The organism is Calothrix sp. 336/3, from assembly GCF_000734895.2.
Taxonomy (GTDB): Bacteria; Cyanobacteriota; Cyanobacteriia; order Cyanobacteriales; family Nostocaceae; genus 336-3.
The window spans coordinates 6,227,360-6,252,558 of sequence record NZ_CP011382.1 but is presented as its reverse complement, the minus strand read 5'-3'; the positions used below and the strand labels follow the sequence as shown (position 1 = coordinate 6,252,558).

16 protein-coding genes and 1 CRISPR repeat array are annotated in these 25,199 nt (G+C 42.0%); of the genes, 9 read left to right on the top strand and 7 right to left on the bottom strand.

Annotated features, from left to right (window positions below):
• The first annotated feature begins 45 nt into the window (after positions 1 to 45).
• From IJ00_RS26125 to IJ00_RS26115, 3 genes are all read left to right on the top strand, one after another.
• Positions 46 to 1,422 carry a cytochrome P450 gene (locus IJ00_RS26125; protein ID WP_035158201.1) on the top strand — a complete coding sequence of 459 codons (1,377 nt, stop codon included), beginning with the start codon at positions 46 to 48 and terminating at the stop codon, positions 1,420 to 1,422.
• Positions 1,423 to 1,559: 137 nt separating this feature from the next.
• A complete protein-coding gene (gene bchH / locus IJ00_RS26120) occupies positions 1,560 to 5,198 on the top strand; it encodes a magnesium chelatase subunit H (protein WP_035158200.1) in 3,639 nt (1,212 codons plus the stop codon).
• A gap of 180 nt (positions 5,199 to 5,378) precedes the next feature.
• The gene (locus IJ00_RS26115; RefSeq protein WP_035155395.1) at positions 5,379 to 6,713 is read left to right on the top strand and encodes an IS701 family transposase; all 1,335 of its coding nucleotides are present in this window, start codon (positions 5,379 to 5,381) and stop codon (positions 6,711 to 6,713) included.
• 318 nt (positions 6,714 to 7,031) lie between these two features.
• Here the strand turns inward: IJ00_RS26115 and IJ00_RS26110 are convergent, their stop codons facing one another.
• The 4 genes from IJ00_RS26110 to IJ00_RS28555 form a co-directional block, all read right to left on the bottom strand.
• Positions 7,032 to 8,408: a cytochrome c biogenesis protein gene (locus tag IJ00_RS26110; RefSeq protein WP_035158199.1), complete on the bottom strand. Its 1,377-nt coding sequence runs from the start codon at positions 8,406 to 8,408 to the stop codon at positions 7,032 to 7,034.
• 41 nt (positions 8,409 to 8,449) lie between these two features.
• Positions 8,450 to 9,178, bottom strand: a complete 729-nt coding sequence (locus IJ00_RS26105; RefSeq protein ID WP_035158198.1) for a cytochrome c biogenesis protein CcdA — start codon at positions 9,176 to 9,178, stop codon at positions 8,450 to 8,452.
• Positions 9,179 to 9,556: 378 nt separating this feature from the next.
• Positions 9,557 to 10,762, bottom strand: coding sequence for an FtsW/RodA/SpoVE family cell cycle protein (locus tag IJ00_RS26100; RefSeq protein ID WP_035158197.1), 1,206 nt, complete (start codon positions 10,760 to 10,762; stop codon positions 9,557 to 9,559).
• 43 nt (positions 10,763 to 10,805) lie between these two features.
• On the bottom strand, positions 10,806 to 11,084 hold the full coding sequence (locus IJ00_RS28555; RefSeq protein WP_144416083.1) for a hypothetical protein: 279 nt from the start codon (positions 11,082 to 11,084) through the stop codon (positions 10,806 to 10,808).
• Positions 11,085 to 11,400: 316 nt separating this feature from the next.
• Positions 11,401 to 11,813: a CRISPR direct-repeat array (repeat unit 37 nt; unit sequence GTTTTAGACCCCCATAACCCCGCAAGGGGACGGAAAC).
• An 84-nt stretch (positions 11,814 to 11,897) separates the two neighbouring features.
• Here IJ00_RS28555 and nfi point away from each other — a divergent pair.
• Positions 11,898 to 12,563: a deoxyribonuclease V gene (nfi, locus tag IJ00_RS26095; protein WP_035158196.1), complete on the top strand. Its 666-nt coding sequence runs from the start codon at positions 11,898 to 11,900 to the stop codon at positions 12,561 to 12,563.
• Between the two features lie 111 nt (positions 12,564 to 12,674).
• Here the strand turns inward: nfi and IJ00_RS26090 are convergent, their stop codons facing one another.
• Positions 12,675 to 13,991: an acetyl ornithine aminotransferase family protein gene (locus IJ00_RS26090; RefSeq protein ID WP_035158195.1), complete on the bottom strand. Its 1,317-nt coding sequence runs from the start codon at positions 13,989 to 13,991 to the stop codon at positions 12,675 to 12,677.
• A 227-nt stretch (positions 13,992 to 14,218) separates the two neighbouring features.
• On the opposite strand from IJ00_RS26090, the gene IJ00_RS26085 reads away from it, so the two are divergent.
• Both IJ00_RS26085 and IJ00_RS26080 read left to right on the top strand, forming a co-directional pair.
• Positions 14,219 to 16,858 (top strand): trans-splicing intein-formed DNA polymerase III subunit alpha N-terminal partner DnaE-N, encoded by a 2,640-nt coding sequence (locus IJ00_RS26085; RefSeq protein ID WP_035158194.1) that lies wholly within the window; start codon positions 14,219 to 14,221, stop codon positions 16,856 to 16,858.
• A 16-nt stretch (positions 16,859 to 16,874) separates the two neighbouring features.
• Positions 16,875 to 17,354: a DUF29 domain-containing protein gene (locus IJ00_RS26080; RefSeq protein ID WP_035158193.1), complete on the top strand. Its 480-nt coding sequence runs from the start codon at positions 16,875 to 16,877 to the stop codon at positions 17,352 to 17,354.
• Here IJ00_RS26080 and IJ00_RS27295 read toward each other — a convergent pair.
• On the bottom strand, positions 17,344 to 19,878 hold the full coding sequence (locus tag IJ00_RS27295; protein WP_082127400.1) for a bifunctional serine/threonine-protein kinase/ABC transporter substrate-binding protein: 2,535 nt from the start codon (positions 19,876 to 19,878) through the stop codon (positions 17,344 to 17,346). The two genes, IJ00_RS26080 and IJ00_RS27295, sit on opposite strands and share 11 nt — an antisense overlap.
• A 418-nt stretch (positions 19,879 to 20,296) precedes the next feature.
• Between IJ00_RS27295 and IJ00_RS26070 the strand changes: the two genes are divergently transcribed.
• On the top strand, positions 20,297 to 21,508 hold the full coding sequence (locus tag IJ00_RS26070) for a sulfite exporter TauE/SafE family protein (protein ID WP_035158192.1): 1,212 nt from the start codon (positions 20,297 to 20,299) through the stop codon (positions 21,506 to 21,508).
• Between the two features lie 191 nt (positions 21,509 to 21,699).
• Complete coding sequence (locus IJ00_RS26065; RefSeq protein ID WP_035158191.1) at positions 21,700 to 22,236, top strand: DUF3172 domain-containing protein; 537 nt, start codon at positions 21,700 to 21,702, stop codon at positions 22,234 to 22,236.
• A gap of 138 nt (positions 22,237 to 22,374) precedes the next feature.
• Here the strand turns inward: IJ00_RS26065 and IJ00_RS26060 are convergent, their stop codons facing one another.
• Entirely contained in the window at positions 22,375 to 23,883 is a 1,509-nt protein-coding gene (locus IJ00_RS26060) for a TM0106 family RecB-like putative nuclease (protein ID WP_035158190.1), read from the bottom strand.
• 123 nt (positions 23,884 to 24,006) lie between these two features.
• Here IJ00_RS26060 and IJ00_RS26055 point away from each other — a divergent pair, with 123 nt between their 5' ends.
• Positions 24,007 to 25,179: an aminotransferase class V-fold PLP-dependent enzyme gene (locus tag IJ00_RS26055; RefSeq protein ID WP_035158189.1), complete on the top strand. Its 1,173-nt coding sequence runs from the start codon at positions 24,007 to 24,009 to the stop codon at positions 25,177 to 25,179.
• Positions 25,180 to 25,199 lie beyond the last annotated feature (20 nt).

Here is a 25,199-nt window from a genome sequence, read left to right as displayed (position 1 = left end):
CCAATGGCAGAACAGTAAGGATAGGATAGGCAGTAAGAGAATCAGATGAAACTACCACAAGGTCCCCAAACTCCGGCGATTGTCCAAATGCTTCAGTGGATTGCTCGTCCCATGCCATATATGGAAGAATGTGCAAAAAAGTATGGCGATATTTTCACTCTCCATCTGAGCTTTCCCATCCTCTTTGTCAGTCACCCCCAGGCAATACAGCAAATACTGACCAGTGACAATAAAGACTTTACTGCTCCCAGTCGCGCCAATCAACTATTTGCCCCCCTGCTAGGCAAAAACTCCGTGATTACCTTAGAAGGTGAACCCCATTTCCGACAAAGACAACTAATTACTCCACCCTTTCATGGGGAACGGATGAAAACCTATACCGAAGTCATCACTAAGATTACTGAGTCAGTGATGGGGCAATGGCGTATAGGTCAAAGTGTAGATGCTCGTGCTGCCATGCAAGCAATTACCATGCGAGTCATTATGCAAGCGGTATTTGGTTTGCATGAGGGAGAAAGGGCTGAAGAATTAGAACGTCTTTTAGCGATTATGTTAGAAGAAGGGGGAAGCTCTCCCCTGCGAGCAGCTCTTTTATATATACCTATTCTCCAACAGGATTTAGGTACTTGGTATCCTTGGGGGCGCTTCCTGCGTCGTCGTCAGCGTGTAAATGAATTAATCTACGCCGAAATTCGGGAACGTCGCGCTCAAGCAGATACCTCTCGGACGGATATCCTCAGCTTGTTGATGGCAGCTCAGGACGAAAACGGTGTCGGTATGACTGATGAGGAACTGCGAGATGAGTTGATGACCTTACTCACCGCAGGACATGAAACTACTGCGACAGCTTTAGCTTGGGCACTTTACTGGATTCATAAATTCCCGGAGGTGAAGGAAAAATTACTAGCAGAATTGGATACTGTACCAGACAAGTCTGATTTAAATACCCTGCTGAAATTGCCCTATTTGAATGCGGTCTGTAACGAGACTTTACGGATATATCCGGTAGCTATGTTGACTTTCCCCCGCTCCGTGAAAAATACCCTCACCCTTTCAGGGCATGAATTACAACCCGGTACATTAGTTATGGGTGCAATTTATTTAACCCATCAAAGAGAAGACTTATACCCCAACCCGAAACAGTTTCGACCGGAACGTTTTCTAGAAAGACAGTATTCTCCCTATGAATTTGTACCTTTTGGTGGTGGTGCTAGACGTTGCGTAGGTACGGCTTTTGCTCAGTTGGAAATGAAGTTGGTTTTGGCAACGATTCTCTCTAGTCTCAATCTAGATTTAGCCACCAAGGGGGATATTTTACCCCGTCGTCGCGGTTTAGTTACAGGACCAGACCGTGTAATTGAGTTGGTGGTTCAGGGTCAGCGTCAGGTGAAAACATCTTTACTGGAAAAGGTTTCTAGCTGATTGTGTTCCTTATGAAATCAGGGAGCGAGACGCTCCCACTACATATTTGTTACCCATCAAAACTTATGTGATAAACCAACGGAAATAAAAAACTAAAATAATAAATGTAAGCAAATGTAAAGAAGTATAAAAAAGCCATGAAACGTATAGTTCTGGTAGCAGGATTTGAATCGTTCAATGCTGACTTGTACCGCAAAGCAGCCGAACAGGCTAAGTCACGCTGTCCAGAATTGGATATTCGGGTATTTAGCGATCGCCAGTTAGCCACAGATACAGAGGAGGTTGCAGCAGCATTACAGGGAGCGGATGTATTTTTTGGGAGTCTGCTATTTGATTATGACCAGGTTTTGTGGTTGCGCGATCGCGTTAAAAATATCCCCATCCGTTTAATCTTTGAGTCTGCTCTGGAACTCATCAGTCTCACCCAAATAGGTGCATTCAGCATTGGAGACAAACCCAAGGGAATGCCCAAACCTGTAAAATTTATCCTTGACAAATTCAGCAACGGACGAGAAGAAGATAAACTTGCTGGTTATATTAGTTTCCTGAAAGTTGGACCCAAACTATTAAAATTTATACCCCTAGGAAAAGTTCAAGACCTGCGTAACTGGTTAATTATCTACGGTTACTGGAATGCTGGTGGTACGGAAAACGTTGCAGCCCTGTTTTGGACAATTGCCGAGAAATACCTGAATCTGCCAATTGGAGAGATTCCCCCACCCATCGAAACCCCAAATATGGGGCTACTTCACCCCGACTATCAAGGATACTTTGACTCACCCCAAGCATATATAAATTGGTATAAAAAACAACTATTACCTGCCGCCTCTGCCCCCACAGTTGCCATCCTCCTCTACCGCAAACATGTCATTACCAAACAGCCCTATATCCCCCAGCTTATCCGTAGGTTTGAGAGGTCAGGTATAATTCCTCTCCCTATTTTTATTAATGGTGTAGAGGGACACGTCGCCGTCCGTGATTGGCTGACAACTGAGTACGAAATACAACAAAGACAAGGGGGGAATATAGAAACACCTTCCCTATCTTCCACAGCAGTCTTAGTAGATGCCATCGTCTCCACCATTGGTTTTCCCCTAGTTGGGGGTCCCGCAGGTTCCATGGAAGCAGGGCGACAGATTGAGGTAGCAAAACGTATTCTCACGGCGAAAAATATCCCCTACTTTGTAGCTGCACCCCTATTAATTCAAGATATTCATTCCTGGACAAGGCAAGGAATTGGAGGATTGCAAAGTGTAGTTTTATACGCGCTACCAGAATTAGATGGGGCGATCGATACTGTTCCCCTGGGTGGTTTGGTAGGAGAAGATATTTACCTGATTCCCGAACGAGTAGAACGACTAATTAACCGTGTCAAAAATTGGGTAAGTTTGCGAAAAACACCCCCTTCTCAGAGAAAAATTGCCGTGATTCTCTACGGTTTTCCCCCTGGATATGGAGCGACAGGAACAGCCGCATTACTAAATGTTCCCCGCAGTTTATTGAACTTTCTCCATGGATTAAAAGCACAGGGTTATACCGTTGGGGAATTACCAGAAGATGGGGAGGAAATTATTAATTGGGTAAAAGCAGCAGATGAAAAGATTACCCATACCGTAAATGTGAGACAACTGGAAAAATGGTTAGGCTATCTGCAAACATCTCGCATCGAAAAACAATGGCGATCGCTGACTGGTACAGGGATTAAAACCTCCGGTGATGAGTTTCAAATTGGAGGAATTAACTTAGGAAATGTTTGGATCGGAGTCCAACCACCCTTAGGAATTTCTGGCGATCCTATGCGCTTAATGTTTGAGCGAGATTTAACCCCCCATCCCCAATATGCAGCCTTTTATCAATGGTTGCAGCATGATTTTCAAGCTGATGCTGTCGTACATTTTGGTATGCATGGAACCGTGGAATGGTTACCAGGTTCACCCCTAGGAAATACTGGTTATTCTTGGTCAGATATTCTATTAGGAAATATCCCTAACTTATATATCTATGCGGCAAATAATCCCTCAGAATCAATTTTAGCCAAGCGTCGTGGTTATGGGGTGCTAATTTCTCACAATGTTCCTCCCTATGGTAGAGCCGGATTATATAAGGAATTGCTAAATCTACGAGAGTTAATTGCTGAGTATCGGGAAGAGCCAGAGAAAAATTATGTTTTAAAGGATGCCATTTGTAAGCAAATTATTGATAGTGGTTTAGATGCTGATTGCCCTCTAGAAGAGGCAAAAAAACTCGGTATTGCCTTTACTTTAGAAAATATCAAGCTATTCAGTCATCACGTATTTGATGATTATTTAGTCAAGTTATATGGCTATTTACAGGTTTTAGAAAATCGCCTTTTCTCTTCAGGTTTACACGTCTTGGGAGCGGTTCCTAATGCAGAAAATATGCAGGCATATTTAGAGGCTTATTTTGGTCATCAGACCCAAGATAACCTAGAAGAAGAGGCAGAAATCCGAGAATTACTGCATAGAAATAGTGAAGAATTAACTAATTTACTGCGGGGTTTGAATGGGGAATATATTCCTCCTGCTCCCGGTGGTGATTTGCTGCGAGATGGAGCCGGAGTATTGCCCACAGGGCGTAATATTCATGCTTTAGACCCCTATAGAATGCCCTCTCCTGCTGCTTATGCCAGAGGTAAGGAAATTGCCAAGAAAATTATCAGTCAACATTTACAAGAACATGGAGAATATCCAGAAACTGTTGCGGTGATGTTATGGGGTTTAGATGCGATTAAAACTAAGGGTGAATCCTTAGGAATTCTCTTGGAATTGGTGGGCGCAGAACCGGTGAAAGAGGGTACAGGTAGGATTGTGCGTTACGATTTACAACCTCTTCCGGAAGTGGGACATCCACGCATTGATGTGTTAGGAAATCTCTCAGGAATTTTCCGTGATAGTTTCGTGAATATTATTGAATTATTAGATGATTTGTTTCAGCGCGCGGTGGATATTGATGAATCGGTGGAGGAGAATTTTATTAAGAAGCACGCTCTGGAATTAAAAGCACAGGGTGTTGCAAATATATCAGCAAGACTATTTTCTAATCCTGCGGGTGATTTTGGCTCTTTAGTAAATGATAGGGTGGTCGATGGGAATTGGGAATCGGGTGAGGAATTGGGGGATACTTGGCAAGGTCGTAATGTCTTTAGTTATGGGAGAAAAGATAAGGGAGAAGCGCGTCCTGAGGTGTTAAATACCCTGTTAAAAACCACTGGGAGAATTGTCCAGGAAATTGATTCTGTGGAGTATGGATTAACAGATATTCAGGAATATTATGCCAATACTGGCGGTTTAAAGAAAGCCGCAGAAAAGCAACAGGGGAAAAAAGTTACTGCCAGTTTTGTAGAGAGCTTCTCTAAAGATACAACTCCTCGAAAATTAGATGATTTGTTGAGAATGGAGTATCGCAGCAAATTCTTAAATCCAAAATGGGCAGAAGCAATGGCTAATCAAGGTTCGGGAGGTGCTTATGAAATTTCTCAGAGAATGACTGCGTTGATTGGGTGGTCAGGAACTGCGGATTTTACGGATAACTGGGTATACGACCAAGCCGCAGATACTTATGCCTTGAATGCAGAGATGGCAGAAAAGTTACGCCAAGCAAATCCAGAAGCATTCCGCAATATCATTAGCAGGATGTTGGAAGCAAATGGACGGGGTTTTTGGCAAGCAAGTGAAGATAAATTGCAGCAGTTACGCAATTTGTATGAGTTGACGGATGAGGAGTTGGAGGGAGTAGGGAGTAATACCAATTCGTAATTCGTAATGCTCCCTGCGGGAGAGCTAACGCTAACGTAATTCGTAATTAAGAAAGTCTTATCTAGTCAGACTTTCAGGGTTTGTATCTGTTTCACTATTTTCGTGAAATGGTATAAACCCTCTTTTGTTACTACGGGGAGAGTATAATCAGAAAAAAAGCAGACAAAGTAAGTAATAGGAATGGTTACGCCGCGCAGACAGCCAGTAAGCACAGTGGCATTCATAGATAACTACTGCCAGCACTATTATTCAGTATTTGAGGATGTGAGGCATTTTGAAGCTTTCAAATTCTTACATTTGGGCATAGTTTCAGAAATCCCACGAAAAACCCTACCCCTAATAGCTAAAACAGTGGGGTTAAAAGATAGCCAAACACTACATCATTTTTTGAGAGATGCACTGTGGGATGTCAAAAAGTTAAGAGAAATTAGGCTGTGGTTGATCAAAAGGTTTATTGGAGAAAGAGAAATAATTTTATGTATTGACGAAACCGGGGATAAGAAAAAGGGAAAATCAACAGATTATGTGACTAGTCAATATATCGGAAACTTAGGCAAGACAGAGAATGGAATAGTATCTGTAAATGCTTATGGTGTAGTAGATGGGATTACTTATCCTCTAATGTTCCAAATATTTAAACCGAGAAATCGCTTAAGAGAAGGCGATAAATATAAGAGTAAACCCCAAATAGCAATAGAGATTATTCAAGAGTTGAAAGAATGGGGTTTCAAAATTAAATTAGTGTTAGCGGATAGCCTATATGGTGAGAGTGGAGATGTAATTAGATGTTTAGAAAAATTAGAACTAGAGTTTATCGTAGCAATTCGCTCCAATCATGGAGTGTTGATGCCCCCAGGAAGCCGAAAACGTTATAATCGCTGGAAAGCTTATGAGCAAAAGCTTTCACATCGTCAAACTGAAACTCGTTACTTGAGAGAAATTATTTTTGGTAAACGTCGCCGTACCAGATACTACCAAATCAGTAAGATGAATACACCCGACCCTACGGGAGATGAAAGTTGGTACATCATGACAAATTTATCAACTGATTTGTCACTGAATGTCGCGCAACTTTATAGTTTAAGAAATTGGATTGAATATGGTTTTAAACAAGTTAAGAATGAACTAGGTTGGGCTGATTTTCGTCTAACTGATTATGAAAGTATTGAACGCTGGTGGGAAATCATTTTTAGTGCTTACCTTTTCGTTAGCATTCAGGCTACTTATTTTCAACTTCATGTCCAAAATCAATCAACATCTAGTTCAGAATTACCTTCCTCAATAGACTTTAATAGTTCTCAATATAGTCAACATCCTAATTGGGAATCTGGTACCACATGGAAGAGTGCCTTAAATAATCTGAGATTGCTCATTCAACCCTATATTTTTTACTGTTTGATTCAACCTTGGCTCACAGTATTTAACATTCCTGGTATGAAGCGTTGCTTTTTGAAATTAATCAACTTTATGAATGATTTTCGCGCTTCTCCAGTCAGTTTCTCTGTTGCTAGTTGAACCTCTTGTCAATTTTTCTCTTCCTAAAGTAACAAAAGAGGGATAAAGAGTAGGGAGTAGGGAAGTAGACTGTGTACTTTGTGCCTTTTTTGGGGTGAAAAATTCATGCGCAAACCGTTGCAGAAGAATCCTAGCAGTTTGAAGTGAGATCCCAGATAAACATCATTTTCTATTTCCCTTGTTACAAGCCTGTATTGATACTAAGTTGCTTTCTGTCGTAGTGGTTTCAGGATAACGAGATTGCTTTCCGACCATCGCAATGACAGTATAGAGACTACTACCTCTGACAGCAAATTAGTATCAGATATCAAACTTTCCTTATCTTGGGGTGTTCAATCCATCCAAAATAGTTAACACTTCCCTTTCAAAGGCTACCTGAGCGCGGTTAGTTTTCGCACCCACATATAATTTTCCTCCTTGTTGGAGTGCCCAAATTTGGGAATGGGAGAAGTAGCTCATAACTACACCTGCCATCAGCAGAGCGAAACCTGCATAAACACCAGGAATTCCTGGATCTGCCTTAATTTGTAAACCCGTACTTCCCACAACTTCCAATACTTTCAGCGTTACCCCATTTACCTGGGTAGACATTCCACTTCTTACCGTGTCTACTAATTTGCCCTCAGCATCATAAATCAATACCATACCCTGTAAATCTTTTGCCAAAAGAGATACACCAGCGCTTAAGTCGGGTTTTGTTGGTATCCAAGTACCCCAAAGTCGTCCTTTGCCTTTTGTATCTAGGGCTGCCATGGGTAGTTGAAACACAGGACTATTATTTAATTTGACCCGTACCGCAGAGATTCCCCAGTCGGTTTGGTAAAAAGTAATACCTTTGTATCGCAGGGGTTGATTGACAAAAATCGTTTTGTGGTCAATTTCCTTACCCTGTTGATTGACAACGGACATATCTGAGTAAAATTGGTCAATTCCGCCACTGGGGGTGTAATCAATCCAGAAGCGATTCACGCGCACTGACCAATCTCTGGGAGTTTGGGCACTTGCCCAGGGACCAGCATCGATAATATTTTTGACTTGGAAAGTATTCCCACTAGGAACCATTTCCTGAGCCATAAATCCAGTCATAGCTCCCCAAATTGCCCCTAGTAAAATCACAACAATGCCAATATGCACAATAATTGGTCCGATGCGTCCGATGATACCTTTGCGAGCGTAGAGAATGCCTCCCTCTGAGGGAAACACTTTGTAGCGGCGTTTTTGTAATGTCTGACCAAGGGTTTCTACGGAAGCATCTTGTATTTTTTCGATATCAAATTCAGCACTTAGAGCCAGCTTGGCAAATTGTCGTGGTTGGTCGTAAAATTTCCAGCGTTGGGCAGCTTTGAGAGCGGGTAATTGTCGGGTAAAAGTGCAGGCAACGAGACTAGTACCGAAGAAGATTAACAGAGCTAGAAACCACCAGGTACGGTATACGTGATCTAAGCCTACCAGAAGAATCACTTTCCAGGTCAGAAAGCCGAAAAGGGCAGGATGTTCGGGATAATTAGCTTGGTAGAAATCAGGAGCTTGTCCTTGTTCGATGACAGTACCGCTAATACTAAAGAGGGCGATCGCCAGTAGTAAAAGAATTGCTAATCGTAAATCCGTGAGGATAGGCAAAAATTCCTGGCGGATAAACTGCCAGAAACTCACGAAAACATTAGATTCTTTGGAAGTTGGATTGTCTAAAGTCATTTTTTTATAGCAATTTGAAGAGTGACAGCAGGTTCATTAACTTAAATCAAACGGGTTAGCAGGGAAAAAACACCAAACCCCACCAATAAGACACCACTCACAGGGTTAATCCAACTTGACCAACGGCGTAATTCTAATATTTTTTTGATAGAAGCAGTGAAAGTCCCTGCCAAGATTAAGGGAGCAACATAACCCGCAGTATAGGAAATTAGTAATACCCCACCGAGAAGTAAATCCTGGGAATTTGCCACCCAACCCAACAAACTAGCCAAAACAGGAGTGCTACAGGGAGAAGCAACCACCCCAAAACTTAAACCGATTAAATAAGCACGAACACCAGATGGTAATTCCTGGGAAATCCATTCTGTTCCCCCAAAGGAAGGAAAAGTCAGGGGTAATGCTTCTAAAAGATTTAAACCCATGAGAATTGCCAAGATACTGACAATAATCGGTAAACCAATTCCCACCTGACCGTAAACTTTACCAACTAGGGCAGCGATAATACCCATAGCAGCTAAAGTCGTTGCTAAACCGAGAGCAAACCAAGTGGATTGAGCAGCAGCTTGCCAACGAGTTTTGGCTTCATAACCGCCAATATAGCCAATAGTAATCGGCAGCATGGAAAGCATACAGGGAGTCAAACTAGTCAACAAACCTGCCATAAAAATCACACCCACACTCACCAGACTCAGATGGGTGAGTTGGTTAGTCACAAGGGTGTTAGCGAATTGTTCTAATTGATAAAGTTGGGTTTGTAAATTTTCAAGCATGGGGTTAGGTAAAGCCGAAAATGCTTACTCAGCTTGAATTTTAACGTATTTTGGCATTGGGCGATTGTTTTTGAAGCTGGGAGCGGGAGAATTTGCTAGGGAGTAATGAGTAATGAGTTAGGAGTAATGAGTTAGGAGTAATGAGTTAGGAGTAATGAGTTAGGAGTTAGGAGTTAGGAGTAGAGACACGTTAGGGAAACTCCTCTGTTAGCGTAGCTCTCCCAAAGGGAGCAGGGAGCAAGAGGCTATATCACGTCGGTATGGGATTAATAGGTTTGCACGCTTCTTAAAATTAGGGAGCGAGATGCTCCCACTATGCATTTTTTACCGATCACAAATGATATGAACTACTGGCTGACTATTGCCTATTCTTTTGTTCTACCTAAAAATCTTCGTGAAACCTTTCTTACTGCGTTGTCTATCATTAATTAACTCTTTACCCCGAATTGGTACTACCTCAGCTTCGTTACTTTCTCTGGCAACACGAACCAATAAAGCAGTAAGTAACATACTGGCAATCATCGAGTTACCGCCATAACTAAATAAAGGTAAGGGTAAACCAGTGGTGGGCAAAACTCCCGTAGTTACGCCAATATGTAAAAACGACTGCCCAACAATCACAATCGTGACTCCCATTGCCACTAATCGATAAACTGGTTGGGTAGCTCTCAGAGCCACAATTAACCCTAGGGTGGCATAAATAGCCAGAATAACTAGTAAGACAACACTACCTATAAAACCAAACTCTTCGGCAAAAACAGAAAAGATAAAGTCTGTATCTTGAATGGGTAGATAAAACAGTTTCTGTTGCGATTGCCCAAATCCAGTTCCCCAACTACCACCGGAACCAACAGCTAGTAAACTTTGTACTAACTGATAACCGTCTCCTGTAGCATCTGCCCAGGGATTGATAAAGGACATTACCCGTTTACGTTGGTACTCGCGGATACTAATACTCAAAGTAGCCAATAATAAACCACTCAGAGCAGTACCCCCTAAATATTTGTATGGTAAACCGGCGGCTAGGGCAATCAACCAAATTGTCATACCACACAAAGCAGCTGTACTCAGGTTCGGTTGGGCAAGAATACCCAGAATCACTAGGGCAAAAATTCCTAACCAGGTAAAGCGTACACCCCAACTGAAGCGTTCCCACATTCCGAAGACGCGGGCGCTTTGCAGTACTAAAAATGGTTTAATTAATTCTGAGGGTTGAATGGGAATGGGACCGAGTAGCCTCCGGGCAGCACCTAAGTCGGTTTTACCTAAACCGGGGATGAGTGTGACAAATATCAAGCATAACAGGAGAATTACTAGCCAGTGGGAAATGCCTAGTATTCTCTTCAGGGGCAAATTAACGATGAAATTAAAGCCGAAAAAGGCAACTACAACCCAAATTAATTGGCGTTTAAAGTAATAGAGTCCATCATCATGCTTAACATCTGCAACAGCATAGGATGCAGAGAAAAGCATAACTAATCCAAAAAAGAGCCATGTTAGTGTTAGCCAGCGCAGCAATCTGGCTTCTAACGCCCAACTGGATACAGAGTCATCTAGAAATGGAATCAAGCTACGTAGATTCACGATTCTATCGGGGTAAGGTGTAATTTGACATAATTGACGTTCATCATATTATGCGAAGGAAGCAGAAGGGGGAAGGGGGAAGGTTAAATAATATAGATGTGGGGGGCTGGAAGCCTATCGCCAAACTATGACAATCTTGATGGGTGATAGAGCTACGCTCCGCTAAAGCGATGCTCCCAAGGGGAGCCGCGCAAAGCGCGATCGCTAAACTATGCCGATTTTGGGACTCAAAGTCAGCGAAGACGGAAGGTGCGGGTATACGGAAGCGATAAACCCTAGGAATCACCCAATTATTTATTTTTGTAACAAGTCGTATTGGCAATTCTTCCTGGATGTGGGGGCTAAAAGTGCTTTCACATCTGCTTTTTGGCGATTGTAAATGATTGTAAACTTTCCTGCCAAAATGTCGCGCAGAGCTAGGAAGATAAGGAAAGAGCAAAGTTGCGCTAGTTAAAGAAAAGTAATATTTTTTCGGTTGACTCGTGACTGTTTTGCGATAATATTATCTGTAGAAGCATTTTTTGCCGCTATATGGTTTTGGAAATGTGTACTGTATTTCTAAATTACGTCACTACCTCCGTACATCGGCGCAACTGTACCTTGAAAACTAAATATATCAACGGTTTCCAATGGGTAGGGTTTTAGACCCCCATAACCCCGCAAGGGGACGGAAACCGGAAGGAATACGAGAGTTTTCAATCTGACTGGTTTGCGTTTTAGACCCCCATAACCCCGCAAGGGGACGGAAACACGAACAACCACAACTCAAGGGAGCGGGGAACGATCATCGCGGTTTTAGACCCCCATAACCCCGCAAGGGGACGGAAACGAAATTGAATGCTACTCTTATTGGGTGGGAGGCGATCGTTTTAGACCCCCATAACCCCGCAAGGGGACGGAAAAAAATGTATTTGGACCATTTGCTGTGCATTTTTTCGCCCGGTTTTAGACCCCCATAACCCCGCAAGGGGACGGAAACTCAAGTATGAATATTACTACAGCAGAATAAGCATAGTTTTAGACCCCCATAACCCCGCAAGGGGACGGGTACGGCTATCAATCGCTTACAAGAGTGAGTATCTTAGAAATAGTCCTGGTTAATGTCTAAACCAGTACCTGTCCGAAGCGGTATTATATGAAAATCCATCAACGTCATGACTGGGATTTGAGTTTGGAGGATGCTAAAACCATCCAAAAGCAGCTGCAAGCAGAGGTGATTACAACTGATCAATTCACCGAACCTGTAAAATATGTGGCTGGGGTAGATATGGGTTTTGAGGCTGATGGTACAATTAGTCGGGCTGCGGTGGCTGTTTTAAGTTTTCCTGATTTAGAGGTAGTGGAAACTCAGATTGCCTATCGTCCTACTTCTTTCCCCTATATTCCAGGTTTTCTATCTTTTCGAGAAATTCCGGCGGTATTAGATGCATTAGAAAAGATACAAACTATACCAGATATTATCCTGTGTGATGGTCAAGGGATTGCCCACCCTCGGAGATTTGGCATTGCTTGCCATTTGGGTGTGATTTTGAATTTACCGACGATTGGTGTGGCTAAGTCTTTGTTTATTGGTAGTCATGGGGAGTTGCCGGAATCGCGAGGAAGTTGGCAACCTTTGATACATAATTCTGAAACCATTGGTGCAGTTTTACGGACGAGAGTGGGGGTGAAACCTCTATATATTTCTATTGGTCATCGTATCAGTTTAGCAACAGCGATCGCCTATGTTTTGCGTTGTACTCCTAAGTACCGTCTACCGGAAACCACGAGAATTGCTGACAAATTGGCTTCCGATCGGTAGTAGTTTGCCCTATCATGTCCGCTCAAGCACTTGTCATTGCGAGGGAAGTTAAGCAACCGCAAAATCTTGGGATTACTAAGTCTTTCAGACACCACAATCACAACTTTTGGATCAATCATGCTGTGGAGTTACCTTAGCTAAGATATCTTTGAGAATATCCACTGCAATATCTATCTGTTCACTGTCAATGACTAGGGGAGGGCAAAAACGAATGGCAGCTTTCCCACAACCGAGGAGTAACAAACCCCGTTGAAATGCTTCTTGAAGTACGCGATCGCGCAATGTACTATCTAATTCCCCTGACTCATCCCACAAATCCACTGCAACCATCAATCCTTTACCCCGTGAGGGGGAAACCCTGGGAAAGATTCCCTGTAACTCTCCTAACCTTGTTTGCAGGAATTCTCCCATCTTGGTAGCGTTTGCCATCAAACCATTTTCTAGAAGTTTCAGGGTGGCAATTCCGGCAGCACAGGCGATGGGATTACCGCCAAAGGTGGTAGCATGGGAACCCGGTTGCCATGTCATGATTTCCGGACGTGCCAAAATTGCACCGAGGGGTAAACCACTGGCAATTCCCTTAGCTGTGGTGATAATATCCGGCATGATTCCCCAATGTTCGATGGCAAATAATTTACCTGTACGTCCCATTCCTGATTGCACTTCATCAACTACCATCAAAATACCGTGGCGATCGCAAATTTCTCGAATCCTTTGTAAGAAACCTGGGGTGGGTACAATATACCCTCCTTCCCCTTGAATCGCTTCTACCACAATCGCTGCGACTTCCTGGGGTGGCAACATTGCCGGAAATAACTGATTTTCTAAGTAATCTAAACTTGCGTGATTACCGTAGGGTATATGAGTAATACCAGGCACCAAGGAACCAAAGCCTTTTCTCTGAACTGCCTTGGAGCCAGTCAGGGACATTGCCCCGTATGTACGCCCGTGGAAGCCGCCGAGAAAGGCAATCATTTGGGAACGTCCGGTATAATATCTTGCCAGCTTCATTGCACCTTCGTTGGATTCTGCCCCGGAGTTGGTAAAAAATACCTTCGCACCATGGGGAAAGGGGGTACGATCTGCGAGCATCTCCGCAAATTCCACCATCGGCTCGTAATAAAAATCAGTTCCGGACATATGTATTAAATTAGCAGCCTGAGCCTGAATTGCTTCCACTACCTGGGGGTGGGCGTGTCCGGTAGCTGTAACGGCTATACCTGCGGTCATATCTAAAAATACATTACCATCCACATCTTCTACCATGCACCCCTCACCCCTTGCCACTACTAGGGGATAATCACGGGTATAGGAAGGGGAGGTGACTGCGCGATCGCGTTCGACTAATTCCTGGGCGCGTTTTCCTGGTAAAGGTGTAATAATTTGTGGCGAGCGGGGTAGCGATCGCGTCAGGGGAATACTTAACATATTTTTATCTCAGAATCTTATTATTTATTGATGAGAATTTAAACCTAAGTAATTATATTTTGCAGTAGCTTTTGATTCTATTTCCATAAAATCGGGCTAGTCGTTGCATAATTAATAGGTGCATCCGTTCTCAATCAATACGGAGTTAAAAAAGTGACTGGTAACTGGTCTTAAATTCAGGCAATTTTGATTTTTGTTGAGTTAAAAACTGACTTTTTGGTGACTGTATGTCTTTTGTGCCTTTACATATCCATAGTGATTATAGTTTGCTAGATGGTGCTTCCCAATTACCCGCTTTGGTGGATCGAGCAATTGAACTGGGAATTAAGGCGATCGCCATCACAGATCATGGTGTCATGTATGGGGCGATCGAACTGATAAAAATCTGTCGTAGCAAAAATGTCAAACCCATAATTGGCAACGAAATGTATTTAATTAACGGAGACATTGGTAAACAAGAACGTCGTCCCCGTTACCATCAAGTTGTCCTCGCTAAAAATACTCAGGGCTACAAAAATCTAGTTAAATTAACTACAACATCTCACTTAGAGGGTGTCCAAGGTAAAGGTATTTTTTCCCGTCCTTGCATTAATAAAGACCTACTTAAACAGTATAGCGAAGGATTAATTGTCACTAGTGCTTGTTTGGGTGGTGAAGTTCCCCAAGCAATTCTGAGTGGTAGGGTTGATGCTGCGAGGAAAGTTGCAAAATGGTATAAAGATATTTTTGGAGATGACTATTATTTAGAAATTCAAGACCACGGTTCCCAGGAAGATAGAATTGTCAATGTCGAAATTATAAAAATTGCCCAAGAATTAGATATTAAATTTATTGCCACCAACGATTCCCATTATACATCTTGCTATGACGTAGAAGCCCACGACGCATTACTTTGTATTCAAACAGGAAAGAAGGTATTTGAAGAAAATCGGATGCGTTATAGCGGTACGGAATATTTAAAATCTGCTGATGAAATGCGGATGTTATTTCGTGACCATTTACCAGAAGATATTATCGAATCGGCAATTAATACGACCTTAGAAGTTGCCGAAAAAATCGAACCCTATAGTATTATGGGGGAACCAAGAATACCCAATTACCCTATTCCCCCAGGTCATACAGCAGATACTTATGTGGAAGAGGTTTCCTGGGACGGACTATTACAAAAACTCAATCGTAAATCCCGTCATGAAATCGATTCTACCTACAAAGAAAGGCTAGAATATGAATTAAAAATGATTCAGCAAATGGGATTTTCCACCTACTTTTTAGTTGTGTGGGACTACATCAAATTTGCTCGTGACAATAATATTCCTGTGGGTCCCGGTCGAGGTTCCGCAGCAGGTTCCCTAGTTGCTTATACCATGGGAATTACTAATATTGACCCCGTACACCACGGTTTATTATTTGAAAGATTTCTCAACCCCGAACGTAAATCAATGCCAGATATTGATACAGATTTCTGTATTGAGCAACGGGATAAAGTGATTGATTATGTCACACAAAAATATGGCAAAGAACGGGTTGCCCAAATTATTACTTTCAACCGTTTAACATCGAAATCAGTCCTCAAAGATGTGGCGCGGGTATTAGATATTCCCTACGGGGAATCAGATAAAATGGCGAAATTAATTCCCGTTTCACGGGGTAAACCTGCCAAATTAAAGGTGATGATTTCCGATGATACCCCAGAAGCAGAATTTAAGGAAAGATACGATAATGACCCTAAGGTACGTCACTGGGTAGATATGGCAATGCGCATTGAAGGAACAAATAAAACCTTCGGTGTTCATGCTGCGGGTGTGGTAATTTCTGCTGACCCCTTGGATGAAATTGTTCCCTTACAGAAAAATAATGATGGTTCTGTAATTACTCAATATTTTATGGAGGATTTAGAATCCTTAGGTTTGTTGAAAATGGACTTTTTGGGATTAAGAAATCTCACCATGATTCAAAAAACCATCGATTTAATTGAAAAGAATCCTAAGCATGGTTTTAAACTTGACCCCTACGAAATTACCAGTCAGGAAAGAAAAGCACAAAAAATTCTAGCGAAGGGGGAATATGCAAATTTACCGAAGGATGTGCAAGCTACCTATCGATTATTAGAAAAGGGTGAATTAGAGGGAGTCTTTCAACTAGAATCTTCCGGGATGCGGCAAATTGTGCGAGATTTGAAACCCTCAAACATTGAAGATATTTCTTCCATTCTCGCTCTCTATCGACCAGGACCCCTGGATGCAGGTTTGATTCCTAAATTTATTAATAGAAAACATGGTCGGGAAGAGATTGAGTATGAGCATAGTTTACTCGAATCTATTTTGAATGAAACCTATGGGATTATGGTTTATCAAGAGCAAATTATGAAAATTGCTCAAGATTTGGCTGGTTATTCCCTAGGACAAGCTGATTTGCTGCGTCGAGCAATGGGTAAAAAGAAAGTTTCGGAGATGCAGAAACAGCAGGAAAAATTTATTGATGGTTCGACAAAAAATGGTGTGAAAAAACAGATTGCCGAAAAATTATTCGACGATATGTTGAAGTTTGCGGAATACTGCTTGAGCTATGATACAGAAATTTTTACCGTAGAATATGGGTTTTTACCTATTGGTGAAATTGTCGAAAAGCGTCTGGAATGTACGGTGTTAACTGTAGATAATCATGGTAATATCTATAGTCAACCCATTGCCCAATGGCATCATCGTGGACAGCAGCAAATCTATGAGTATGGTTTAGAAGATGGTAGTGTGATTCGGGCAACTAAAGACCATAAATTTATGACTACCGACGGACAAATGTTACCGATTGATGAGATATTTGAGCGCGGTTTAGATTTATTACAGGTGACTAACTTGGATAATATTTAAAGAATTGGGATGTATGATGTTAATACCTACAGATTTAGCAATCAAAAGTTTGTACGAGAAAGATTATTATCTTTGGCTCAGAACAACGATTAATAAGCTGCAAGCTGCCCATTTTGACTCAGTTGATATAGAGAATTTGATTGTAGAGTTAGAAAGTATGGGTAAACGGGAAAAGCGAGCGATAAAAAGTTATTTAATTCGGTTGCTAGAGCATATGTTAAAGTTGAAATATTGGCAGCAGGAAAGAGAAAGGAATCAAGGACATTGGCAAGCAGAAATAAGAACCTTTCGTCAAGAAATTAAGGATGGACTTAAGGATAGTCCCAGTTTACAACCTTACATTTTAGAAATTTTTGATGAGTGCTACCAACAAGCAAGAGCAGTAGCAAGCGATCGCTCTCAAATACCCCTAGACAAATTCCCTGTAAACCCGATTGCTTCCCTAGAGCAAGTTTTAGATGATTCCTGGTTGCCAGAACCTGATATTACGGAATAGGTACAAACTCGCCATTTTTTGGTGTCACAAGAAACATCAGCTTATCCTTGTTACTGTCATTCACTAGGCGATCGCCACTTTCATTAAATTGAATTTTGACATTTTCGATAGCAGATTTAGCAGAGAAAGTATCAGTCTCTCTCAACTCTTGATAAAGCTTTTCACGGGTAATATCACCCTGAATATTTTTCAACCCTTGAATGATAGTTTGGGTAGCATCGTATCCCACCACAGCTAAAATATCAACATATCTAGTTCCCCACAGAGATTTAGATTCTTCCTCAAAGGGGGAAAGGTTATTTTCATCTATACTTCTATGCCAAGGGATGGCAATGATTGCTTTCCCATCGGGCAGATTACGAATATTTCTAGTATACAGAGTACTGCCTGAGAGGAATCGGATATTTCCAGCATTTCTAAAAATTTCTGAGACTTCTTCCTCTGCACTCTCATTCATAATTGCAATCAACACCACTTCAGCTTGTCTCTGTTTGGCTTTGGCGACACATTTTGAGATATTATTTGTTCTATCAGAAATATTACAGTCTTCGACAATTTGACCACCTTGCTTTTTAAAGTTATCACGAAATGTTTGCCGCATTGATTCCGGGAAAGATTTACCTTTCTCATAGATAATTGCCGCTTTCTTGATTCTTTGACTACTGATATAATCAACTAGTTTTGATGTTGTTAAATCGGCAGGGGGATAAACACGTAAATTATCGTTTTGTAAAAGAAAATTTTCACCTCTAACTGCCGTACTAGAGGGAGAAACAGAAATAATTTCTTGATGATAAACCTGATTTGCTGCTAGGGTAGTATCACTACTGTAATGACCAATCACACCGAGAATACTGCCATCATCAACTATTTTTCTTGCGACTATTTTCGCTTGTCTCATTTTATTTCGGTCGTTACAAATTTGTAGAAATAGTTTTTGCCCTTGGATGCTATCTCGGTTAATTTGTTCCTGTGCTAAAGCGACTCCCCGAAGAATTTGCTCTGTGACACCATCCTTAGAATTACGACTAATTCCATCACTAAAAATAGGTACACACACCCCTAATTTTAAAATCTGGGGATTATATAATATAGCTTTGGCATTATTCAGATAGATTCTAGCTTCTGGTTCATTAGGTTGTTGTTCTAAATATTGACTAAATTTATTCACCGCATCGGAATATCGTCCCTCTTGAAACGCTTTGACTCCATCATCAAATAGTTGTTTATCTGTGATATCAATGCTATTTTTCGCCGCGATTAATCTTTTCTCTCCGCAACTAAATTTATCGTCATCAATGCAGCGAGTAAGATTAGGTTTATTCCCAACGAAGAATATGTTTTGTAAAGAGTCTTTGCCAGAATAGACTATTATTGAAAGAAAGCAAGCAGTAATAGCGAGAATTATCCAACGCCACTTGAAAATCTTATTTTTTGATGTCGATTTAGGAATCTTGTTTCTTGATTTTGATTCGGAAGGGGGTTCGGTAATATCTCTTTGTGGAAGAGTAGATTCTATCGGTAAAAAATCTATTGGGGGTAGTATTGTACCACCACCCAAAACAGCAAGCACATCATCCGCAGACTGATACCTATCAGATGGTCTTAAAGATAACATTCTGTCTAGTATTTCACCTAGGCGATCGCCAACATCAGTACAGTATCTTCTCCATACACCATTAAGTCTTTTCGGATGAGTTGCTTGACGTATTTCCTCTGGATGTCTACCCGTCAATAAATGAATACAGGTAGCAGCTAAAGCATATAAATCTGCGGAAGCACTGATATCCTCTCCATCCAACTGCTCTGGAGGTGCATATCCCCTCGTACCAATGGCAATTGACTGATTTACAGCAATTCCTGGCTCTAGTTCCCGTTTAATAGCTGTATCAAAATCAATTAAATACAGCATTTTATCAGTACAATTACGACGAATAATATTTGCAGGCTTGATATCTCTGTGAATAACACCTTGCTTATGAGTATATTTCATCACCTGAAGCATAGAATGCAAAAATTCTAAAACTTCCGACTGGGAAAATCGCCTTTTATCCCCAAGCTCTTGCATCAGGGTAATCCCTGGAACATATTCCTGCACCAAATAAAATAACTTTTGTCTAACTTGGTTTTCCTGGGGAGTTTCCCACGGTTCATCAGGTACTGGTAAACTAAAAAAATCATATACCGTAGGGATTTGGGAATGCTTGAGATTACATAAAATTTTGGCACCTTTTTCAAAGGATGTTTGTACAGAGAAAATTTCTGATTCCGTCAGGGAACTTTGAGGATGGAGCAATTTTACAGCACACTCTCGCCCAAACACCAAATCCTGAGCGCGAAAGGTTCTACCAAATCCACCCCTACCAATTTCCTCTAAAGGTAGGTAACGTTGATTGAGAATTAACCGCATCCCGCAACTTTGGCAATATCTCTGCAACCCAGGAGTCTGTTGAGAAGTCCGTAAATCTCCTGAAAACTCATTGTGAGGATAACGACACCGAGGATTTGTGCAGTGAATTCTCATTCAAATGACCTTTGATGCTGATATAGCTGAGTATGTTAACTAGAAGCTGAATTATTAATAGATACATCATAAAGCTAAATACCAGATTCCTTAACACTGTTACAAATCCAGAATCTCCAGAAATTAAGTAACAAGTATGATGAAATAGTCCAGGAGTGATACCAATTCGTAATGCTCCCGCAGGGAGAGCTACGCTAACGTAATTACTTTGCTGCAAGTGTTTCAGACATTTGGAATAGGTGGTTTATTTTAGCCACCCTGTACTAGGTAATCAGAAGCTCGAAAATCTCACGACTCAAGCAAGATGCCATATCATACAAATCCTAGGTGATGACTCAATAAAGCTCTCAATTTATCTATGATATGGATGCTAATTTTCTAATGCTTATCAATTTTTAATTTTATGTAACTCCCCAATATGCTTGATTTTTGGCTGGTAATGTCCCTTGGTTTTCTCGGTAGTTTTGGACATTGTTTAGGAATGTGTAGTCCCCTAACCGTGGCTTTTTCCCTTTCCCACCCATCAGCAAAACCCTCTTGGCAACAACAACTATGGTTTCATTTGTTATTAAACCTGGGGCGTGTTCTCAGTTATACCTTGGTTGGAGCCGGAATTGGGGGGTTAGGTTCGGTGTTAATTGCTGGTGGGCAAATGGCAGGGGTAGGAAGTCAGTTTCGTCAATTCATGGCGATCGCTACAGGAATTATGTTGATTTGGTTCGGATTAACACAAATTAAACCCGACTTTTTACCCCGGATTCCCCTCCTCCATCCCCTCCTCTCAGGTTCCTTACACAACCATCTCAGCCGTATCATGGGGCGCTTTTCTGCCCAAAAACAATGGTGGACACCCTGGATTTTAGGAATGATTTGGGGTTGGATTCCCTGTGGCTTTTTATACGCTGCCCAAATTAAAGCTGCCAGTACAGGAGATGTAGCCATAGGTGCAATTACAATGCTCAGTTTTGGTTTAGGAACTTTACCCACCATGGTAGGGGTAGGTTTTTCCACATCCTTTCTTAGTCAAGATAAACGCAGTCAATTATTCCGTCTAGGTGGGTGGATAACCCTAATTATGGGCGTAATCACCGTGGTGCGTACGGGGGATACCATGACAGACTACACTGGACACGCAGCCCTATTCTGTTTAATCTTGGCATTAATTGCCCGTCCCCTGAGTGGTTTCTATGCAGCACCCCTGCGATATCGACGGTTACTAGGAGTCAGTGCATTTATCCTAGGAGCAATTCATACCACCCACATGATAGAACATTCCTGGCAATGGAATTTTGCCGCCTTTTGGTTTCTTACCCCCGATTGGCAAGTAGGTATAATTGCCGGAGCGATCGCCCTCCTACTCATGCTACCAGCCACCCTCACTAGCTTTAATTCCCTACAAACCTACCTCGGTAAACGCTGGCGACAAATACACCTTCTAACCCTACCATCCCTATTATTCGCCGTATCCCATGCCATCCTCATCGGTTCCCATTACCTCGGTTCCACCCCAGGAAACCAACCAGCAGCTATTATTCTCGCAATCACGACATTAATGATTTTCCTCCTCAGACAATCTTGGTTTTGGCATACCCTAGGATTATCTCGATTTTATACACACCCAAAAAATTAACGGTAGGTTTTTTACATTAAAATCTTGTCTACTTTCCCTCCTGTCTGCCTTGTCTAAGTCGTAAGCCAAATTTGACAAACCTACCCTTATCAAACCTCTTCCCCCCCACCCAGACCTTTTTTTGTAATACTGGTACAGAGGGAGAGCAGTAAAACCACTCCCAGATGTCTAAGGCGTGAAATTAAGCGACAATGAGACGTAAACCCACTGGTAGAACATCCACAAATTCTCGATCCCCTGCTTTCCAAGCTCCTATCTTTAACATCACTTCCATTGCTATCCTCGGAGGTGTATTCGTCTTGGGAGTGGGAATTGGCATTGCATTTAGTTCCACTGCCACCTTTACCCCCACCAACGTTGCTTCCCGTGAATTTATTGACACCAAAGCACCCAACCCCGATATTTGTGTACAGTATGGTGCTAGTGCCATGGTCATGGATACAAGATTATTTGTCACCCTCAACCCCTTCAATGTCTACGTAGCTCAACCGAGTATGCGCCCAGGATGCGTACTGCGAACCAATAACTGGGCAATCTTAGAACAGCGAAAACTCATCTCTGGCGATCAAGTCAGAGAATGTAAAAATCGCCTGAATACCTTCGGTTACACGGGAGATTTGGGACAAAAACCAGAAATTAGCTGTATTTATCAAAACGAAGCTGCTAAAAACTTCTTTATCACCGATCCCGGTGCTGTTACTGCTCCCCAAGAAACAGACAGATTTTAGCAATACAATCACCTAATACCGATTCAAAAAATGTTTACGACAGATACCCCACCCGCCCTATCGGGCACCCTCCCCGAAATTGGGGATGGCTAGGGAGGGGCTTTGTCTGTTTGTCGTATTGTTTTTTTCAAATTGGTATTAGTACGGGGAAGGATATTTTTCCATATTTTGCAAAAACTCAACTAACCAATCTTTGACGCTACGGGTGGCGCGGCAATCATCTTCGTTGTAACGTTGGATAGTTTCTAGAAGAGTGCGATCGCCAGTTTTTAACCACTGATCATACCAGTAAATACACTTAGCTCCACTAGCTTCTTTATCACGCCACTCAAAGCCTAACCACCGAGCAATAGTTTTTAAAGCATAGCTTTCCACAGGTAGAGCCACAGTTTGGGTTAATTTTTCATAAACATCTACAAACCGATTCAGTATGGGTGATATGTCAGAGTAGGGAGTACGATATTGTTTTGCTAACCGCTTGACAGTATCCACCTCATAGACACAGAAATGATAAATTGGTGCGTCGGGGTACTGGTTGACTAAATCGAGAAATTGCTGCCAAATGACTTTTTCATCGGCTGGAGTTTCTGCCAGTAAAGAATAAAATTTTTCTGTATGATTTTGCCTATCCATGACTAAAACACCCAGAAGATAGTCTAAATTCAAATCAGGCTGGGCTTCAATGTCAAAATACAGTTCTATAGGTGAATCATGATGGTTGATACCATTTCTTTTATTGAGTGACATATCCACCATGTCATCCTCATTATCTTCTCCATCATCCCCTAGTAAAATCAGGGGGCGATTTTCGTAGACTGCTTTGGCTTGTAAGATTAATTTTGGTGCTACCCGACTGTCAAAACCAGGGAGATTTTCTAATTCTGTGGGATGGGTTGCTGCTAAGGATTCCAGGGTGGTGATATCTAACCCTTGAAGTTGAGCATAACGTACAGGAGTGACTCCTGGTAACAAAGATAAATGTTTCTGAGATTGGGCGATCGCGTAACAAGTACTATACCAAGGACAAAGGGTACATTTTTGCCGACTAATAAAAACTTCCGGTGCTTCCTCGGATTCTAGAGTTTGGATATACTCTTGGATAATCTTCCCCATCTGGGGTACCCATTTCCCTAAATCAACGGGATAACTTCCTTCTTTTCCCCGCAATATCAACCAACCGGTATCCACTGCTGCTTGCTGTACTGCTGCCAAAATTTGGGCATGAAATGCCACTACAACCTGATATTCTTGTTTGGGGCGCTTACCTAGCTCAACCCCTATTGGTTCATACACCCAATCACCAAAACGCGACACCCCTGGTTGTTTCACCAATAAATCTGGGCGACTGACTAGGGTATATTTATCTGCATACTTCCCAATTAACACACCTTGATGTATACACTCTACTCCCTGCTCCATCAGCTCCAGGGTTGCTCCCATAGCTGCGGGTAAATTACCTCGATGGTATTGGGGTTGCACAACCCGCCAATTTGCCAGTATATTCGCCTGATAGGTAATTCTGTCCTGCTGCAACTTCACCAGCAAATCATTCACAGCATCTTTGTCGCGGAAATCACCGTGAGTGTCTAAGTATGGACGGCGTTTACAGCGTTGATATTGCAGCAGTAGTTCGGCATTAATTAGCATTCATTTAAGCTATCAAGAATTCGTACATTGTGGGAGTAGCAGAGATAACATGATTGCACAATGGGTATGGTTAACAGTTAATCAATATATCTTTACTCTTACATTTCCTTTCCCCTATTATCCATGAATAATTTGTATCACCATCGGCAACATTTTCCGGCACTGGCAAATAAAGCTTACTTTAATTATGGGGGACAGGGAACCATGCCCCAAGCCGCTATTGAAGCCATTACCCAAGCTCATGCTACCATCCAGGAATTGGGACCATTTAGTAATCCTGTGTCTTCCTGGATTGCCCAAGAATATTTTGCCACGAGAGGGGCGATCGCCTCGGAGTTAAATGTTTCCCCTGATACTATCACCCTGACGGAGGATGTTACCGTTGGTTGTAATATTGCAATGTGGGGTTTAAATTGGCAACAAGGTGACCATTTATTACTCTCAGACTGCGAACATCAGGGAATTGTCGCCACTGCCCAAGAAATTGCCCGACGGTTTTCTGTAGAAGTCACCACCTGTCCCCTCCTCAATACCCGCAATCAAGGTGATCCCTGTGCCGTCATTGCCCAACATCTGCGCCCGAACACCCGCCTAGTTGCCATCAGTCATATCCTCTGGAACACTGGTCAAGTTCTTGATATTGACAAAATAGCAGAATTGTGCATAGAAAATTCATCAGAAACGCGATTACTTGTGGACGCTGCCCAATCAGTCGGTTCCCTGCCCTTAGATTTCAGTAATTCTCGTGTAGATTTTTACGCATTTACAGGGCACAAATGGCTATGTTCACCGGCGGGAATTGGCGGATTATACGTGCGTGCAGCCGCAAGAGAAAGTCTGCGACCTACTTTCATTGGTTGGCGAGGTATAATAACAGACAGTCATGGACAGCCCCAGGATTGGCAACCAGACGGTAGACGTTATGAAGTTGCGACATCAGATGTTACCCTATACCCAGCTTTGAGAGAGGCGATCGCCATACACAACCAATGGGGAAGCACCAAAGAACGTTATCAGCAAATCCTGCAAAAAAGTGCATATCTATGGCAAAAGCTCATGAAATTACCTGAGATTGAATGTCTTCGTGACTCCCCCCCAGAAAGCGGTTTAGTTTCCTTCCGTCTGCAAAATACATCCTCAACAAATCAAAAGTTAGTGCAATATTTAGAATCACAAAAAATATTCACCCGCACCCTAGCCAACCCCAATTGTATCCGCGCCTGCACTCACTACTTCACCCTAGAATCAGAAATAGATAAATTGGTAGAAACAATTCAAGAATTTTTGGGTAATTAGTGATAGTTGACAGTTGACAG

What these genes read in the sequence shown, in the direction of transcription:
- IJ00_RS26055 (WP_035158189.1), top strand. Translation starts at nt 24,007, where the DNA reads ATGAATAATTTGTATCACCATCGGCAACATTTTCCGGCACTGGCAAAT.
- IJ00_RS26060 (WP_035158190.1), bottom strand. Translation starts at nt 23,883, where the DNA reads ATGCTAATTAATGCCGAACTACTGCTGCAATATCAACGCTGTAAACGC.
- IJ00_RS26125 (WP_035158201.1), top strand. Translation starts at nt 46, where the DNA reads ATGAAACTACCACAAGGTCCCCAAACTCCGGCGATTGTCCAAATGCTT.
- IJ00_RS26110 (WP_035158199.1), bottom strand. Translation starts at nt 8,408, where the DNA reads ATGACTTTAGACAATCCAACTTCCAAAGAATCTAATGTTTTCGTGAGT.
- bchH (WP_035158200.1), top strand. Translation starts at nt 1,560, where the DNA reads ATGAAACGTATAGTTCTGGTAGCAGGATTTGAATCGTTCAATGCTGAC.
- IJ00_RS26085 (WP_035158194.1), top strand. Translation starts at nt 14,219, where the DNA reads ATGTCTTTTGTGCCTTTACATATCCATAGTGATTATAGTTTGCTAGAT.
- IJ00_RS26090 (WP_035158195.1), bottom strand. Translation starts at nt 13,991, where the DNA reads ATGTTAAGTATTCCCCTGACGCGATCGCTACCCCGCTCGCCACAAATT.
- IJ00_RS26065 (WP_035158191.1), top strand. Translation starts at nt 21,700, where the DNA reads ATGAGACGTAAACCCACTGGTAGAACATCCACAAATTCTCGATCCCCT.
- IJ00_RS27295 (WP_082127400.1), bottom strand. Translation starts at nt 19,878, where the DNA reads ATGAGAATTCACTGCACAAATCCTCGGTGTCGTTATCCTCACAATGAG.
- IJ00_RS26080 (WP_035158193.1), top strand. Translation starts at nt 16,875, where the DNA reads ATGTTAATACCTACAGATTTAGCAATCAAAAGTTTGTACGAGAAAGAT.
- IJ00_RS26115 (WP_035155395.1), top strand. Translation starts at nt 5,379, where the DNA reads ATGGTTACGCCGCGCAGACAGCCAGTAAGCACAGTGGCATTCATAGAT.
- IJ00_RS26105 (WP_035158198.1), bottom strand. Translation starts at nt 9,178, where the DNA reads ATGCTTGAAAATTTACAAACCCAACTTTATCAATTAGAACAATTCGCT.
- nfi (WP_035158196.1), top strand. Translation starts at nt 11,898, where the DNA reads ATGAAAATCCATCAACGTCATGACTGGGATTTGAGTTTGGAGGATGCT.
- IJ00_RS26070 (WP_035158192.1), top strand. Translation starts at nt 20,297, where the DNA reads ATGCTTGATTTTTGGCTGGTAATGTCCCTTGGTTTTCTCGGTAGTTTT.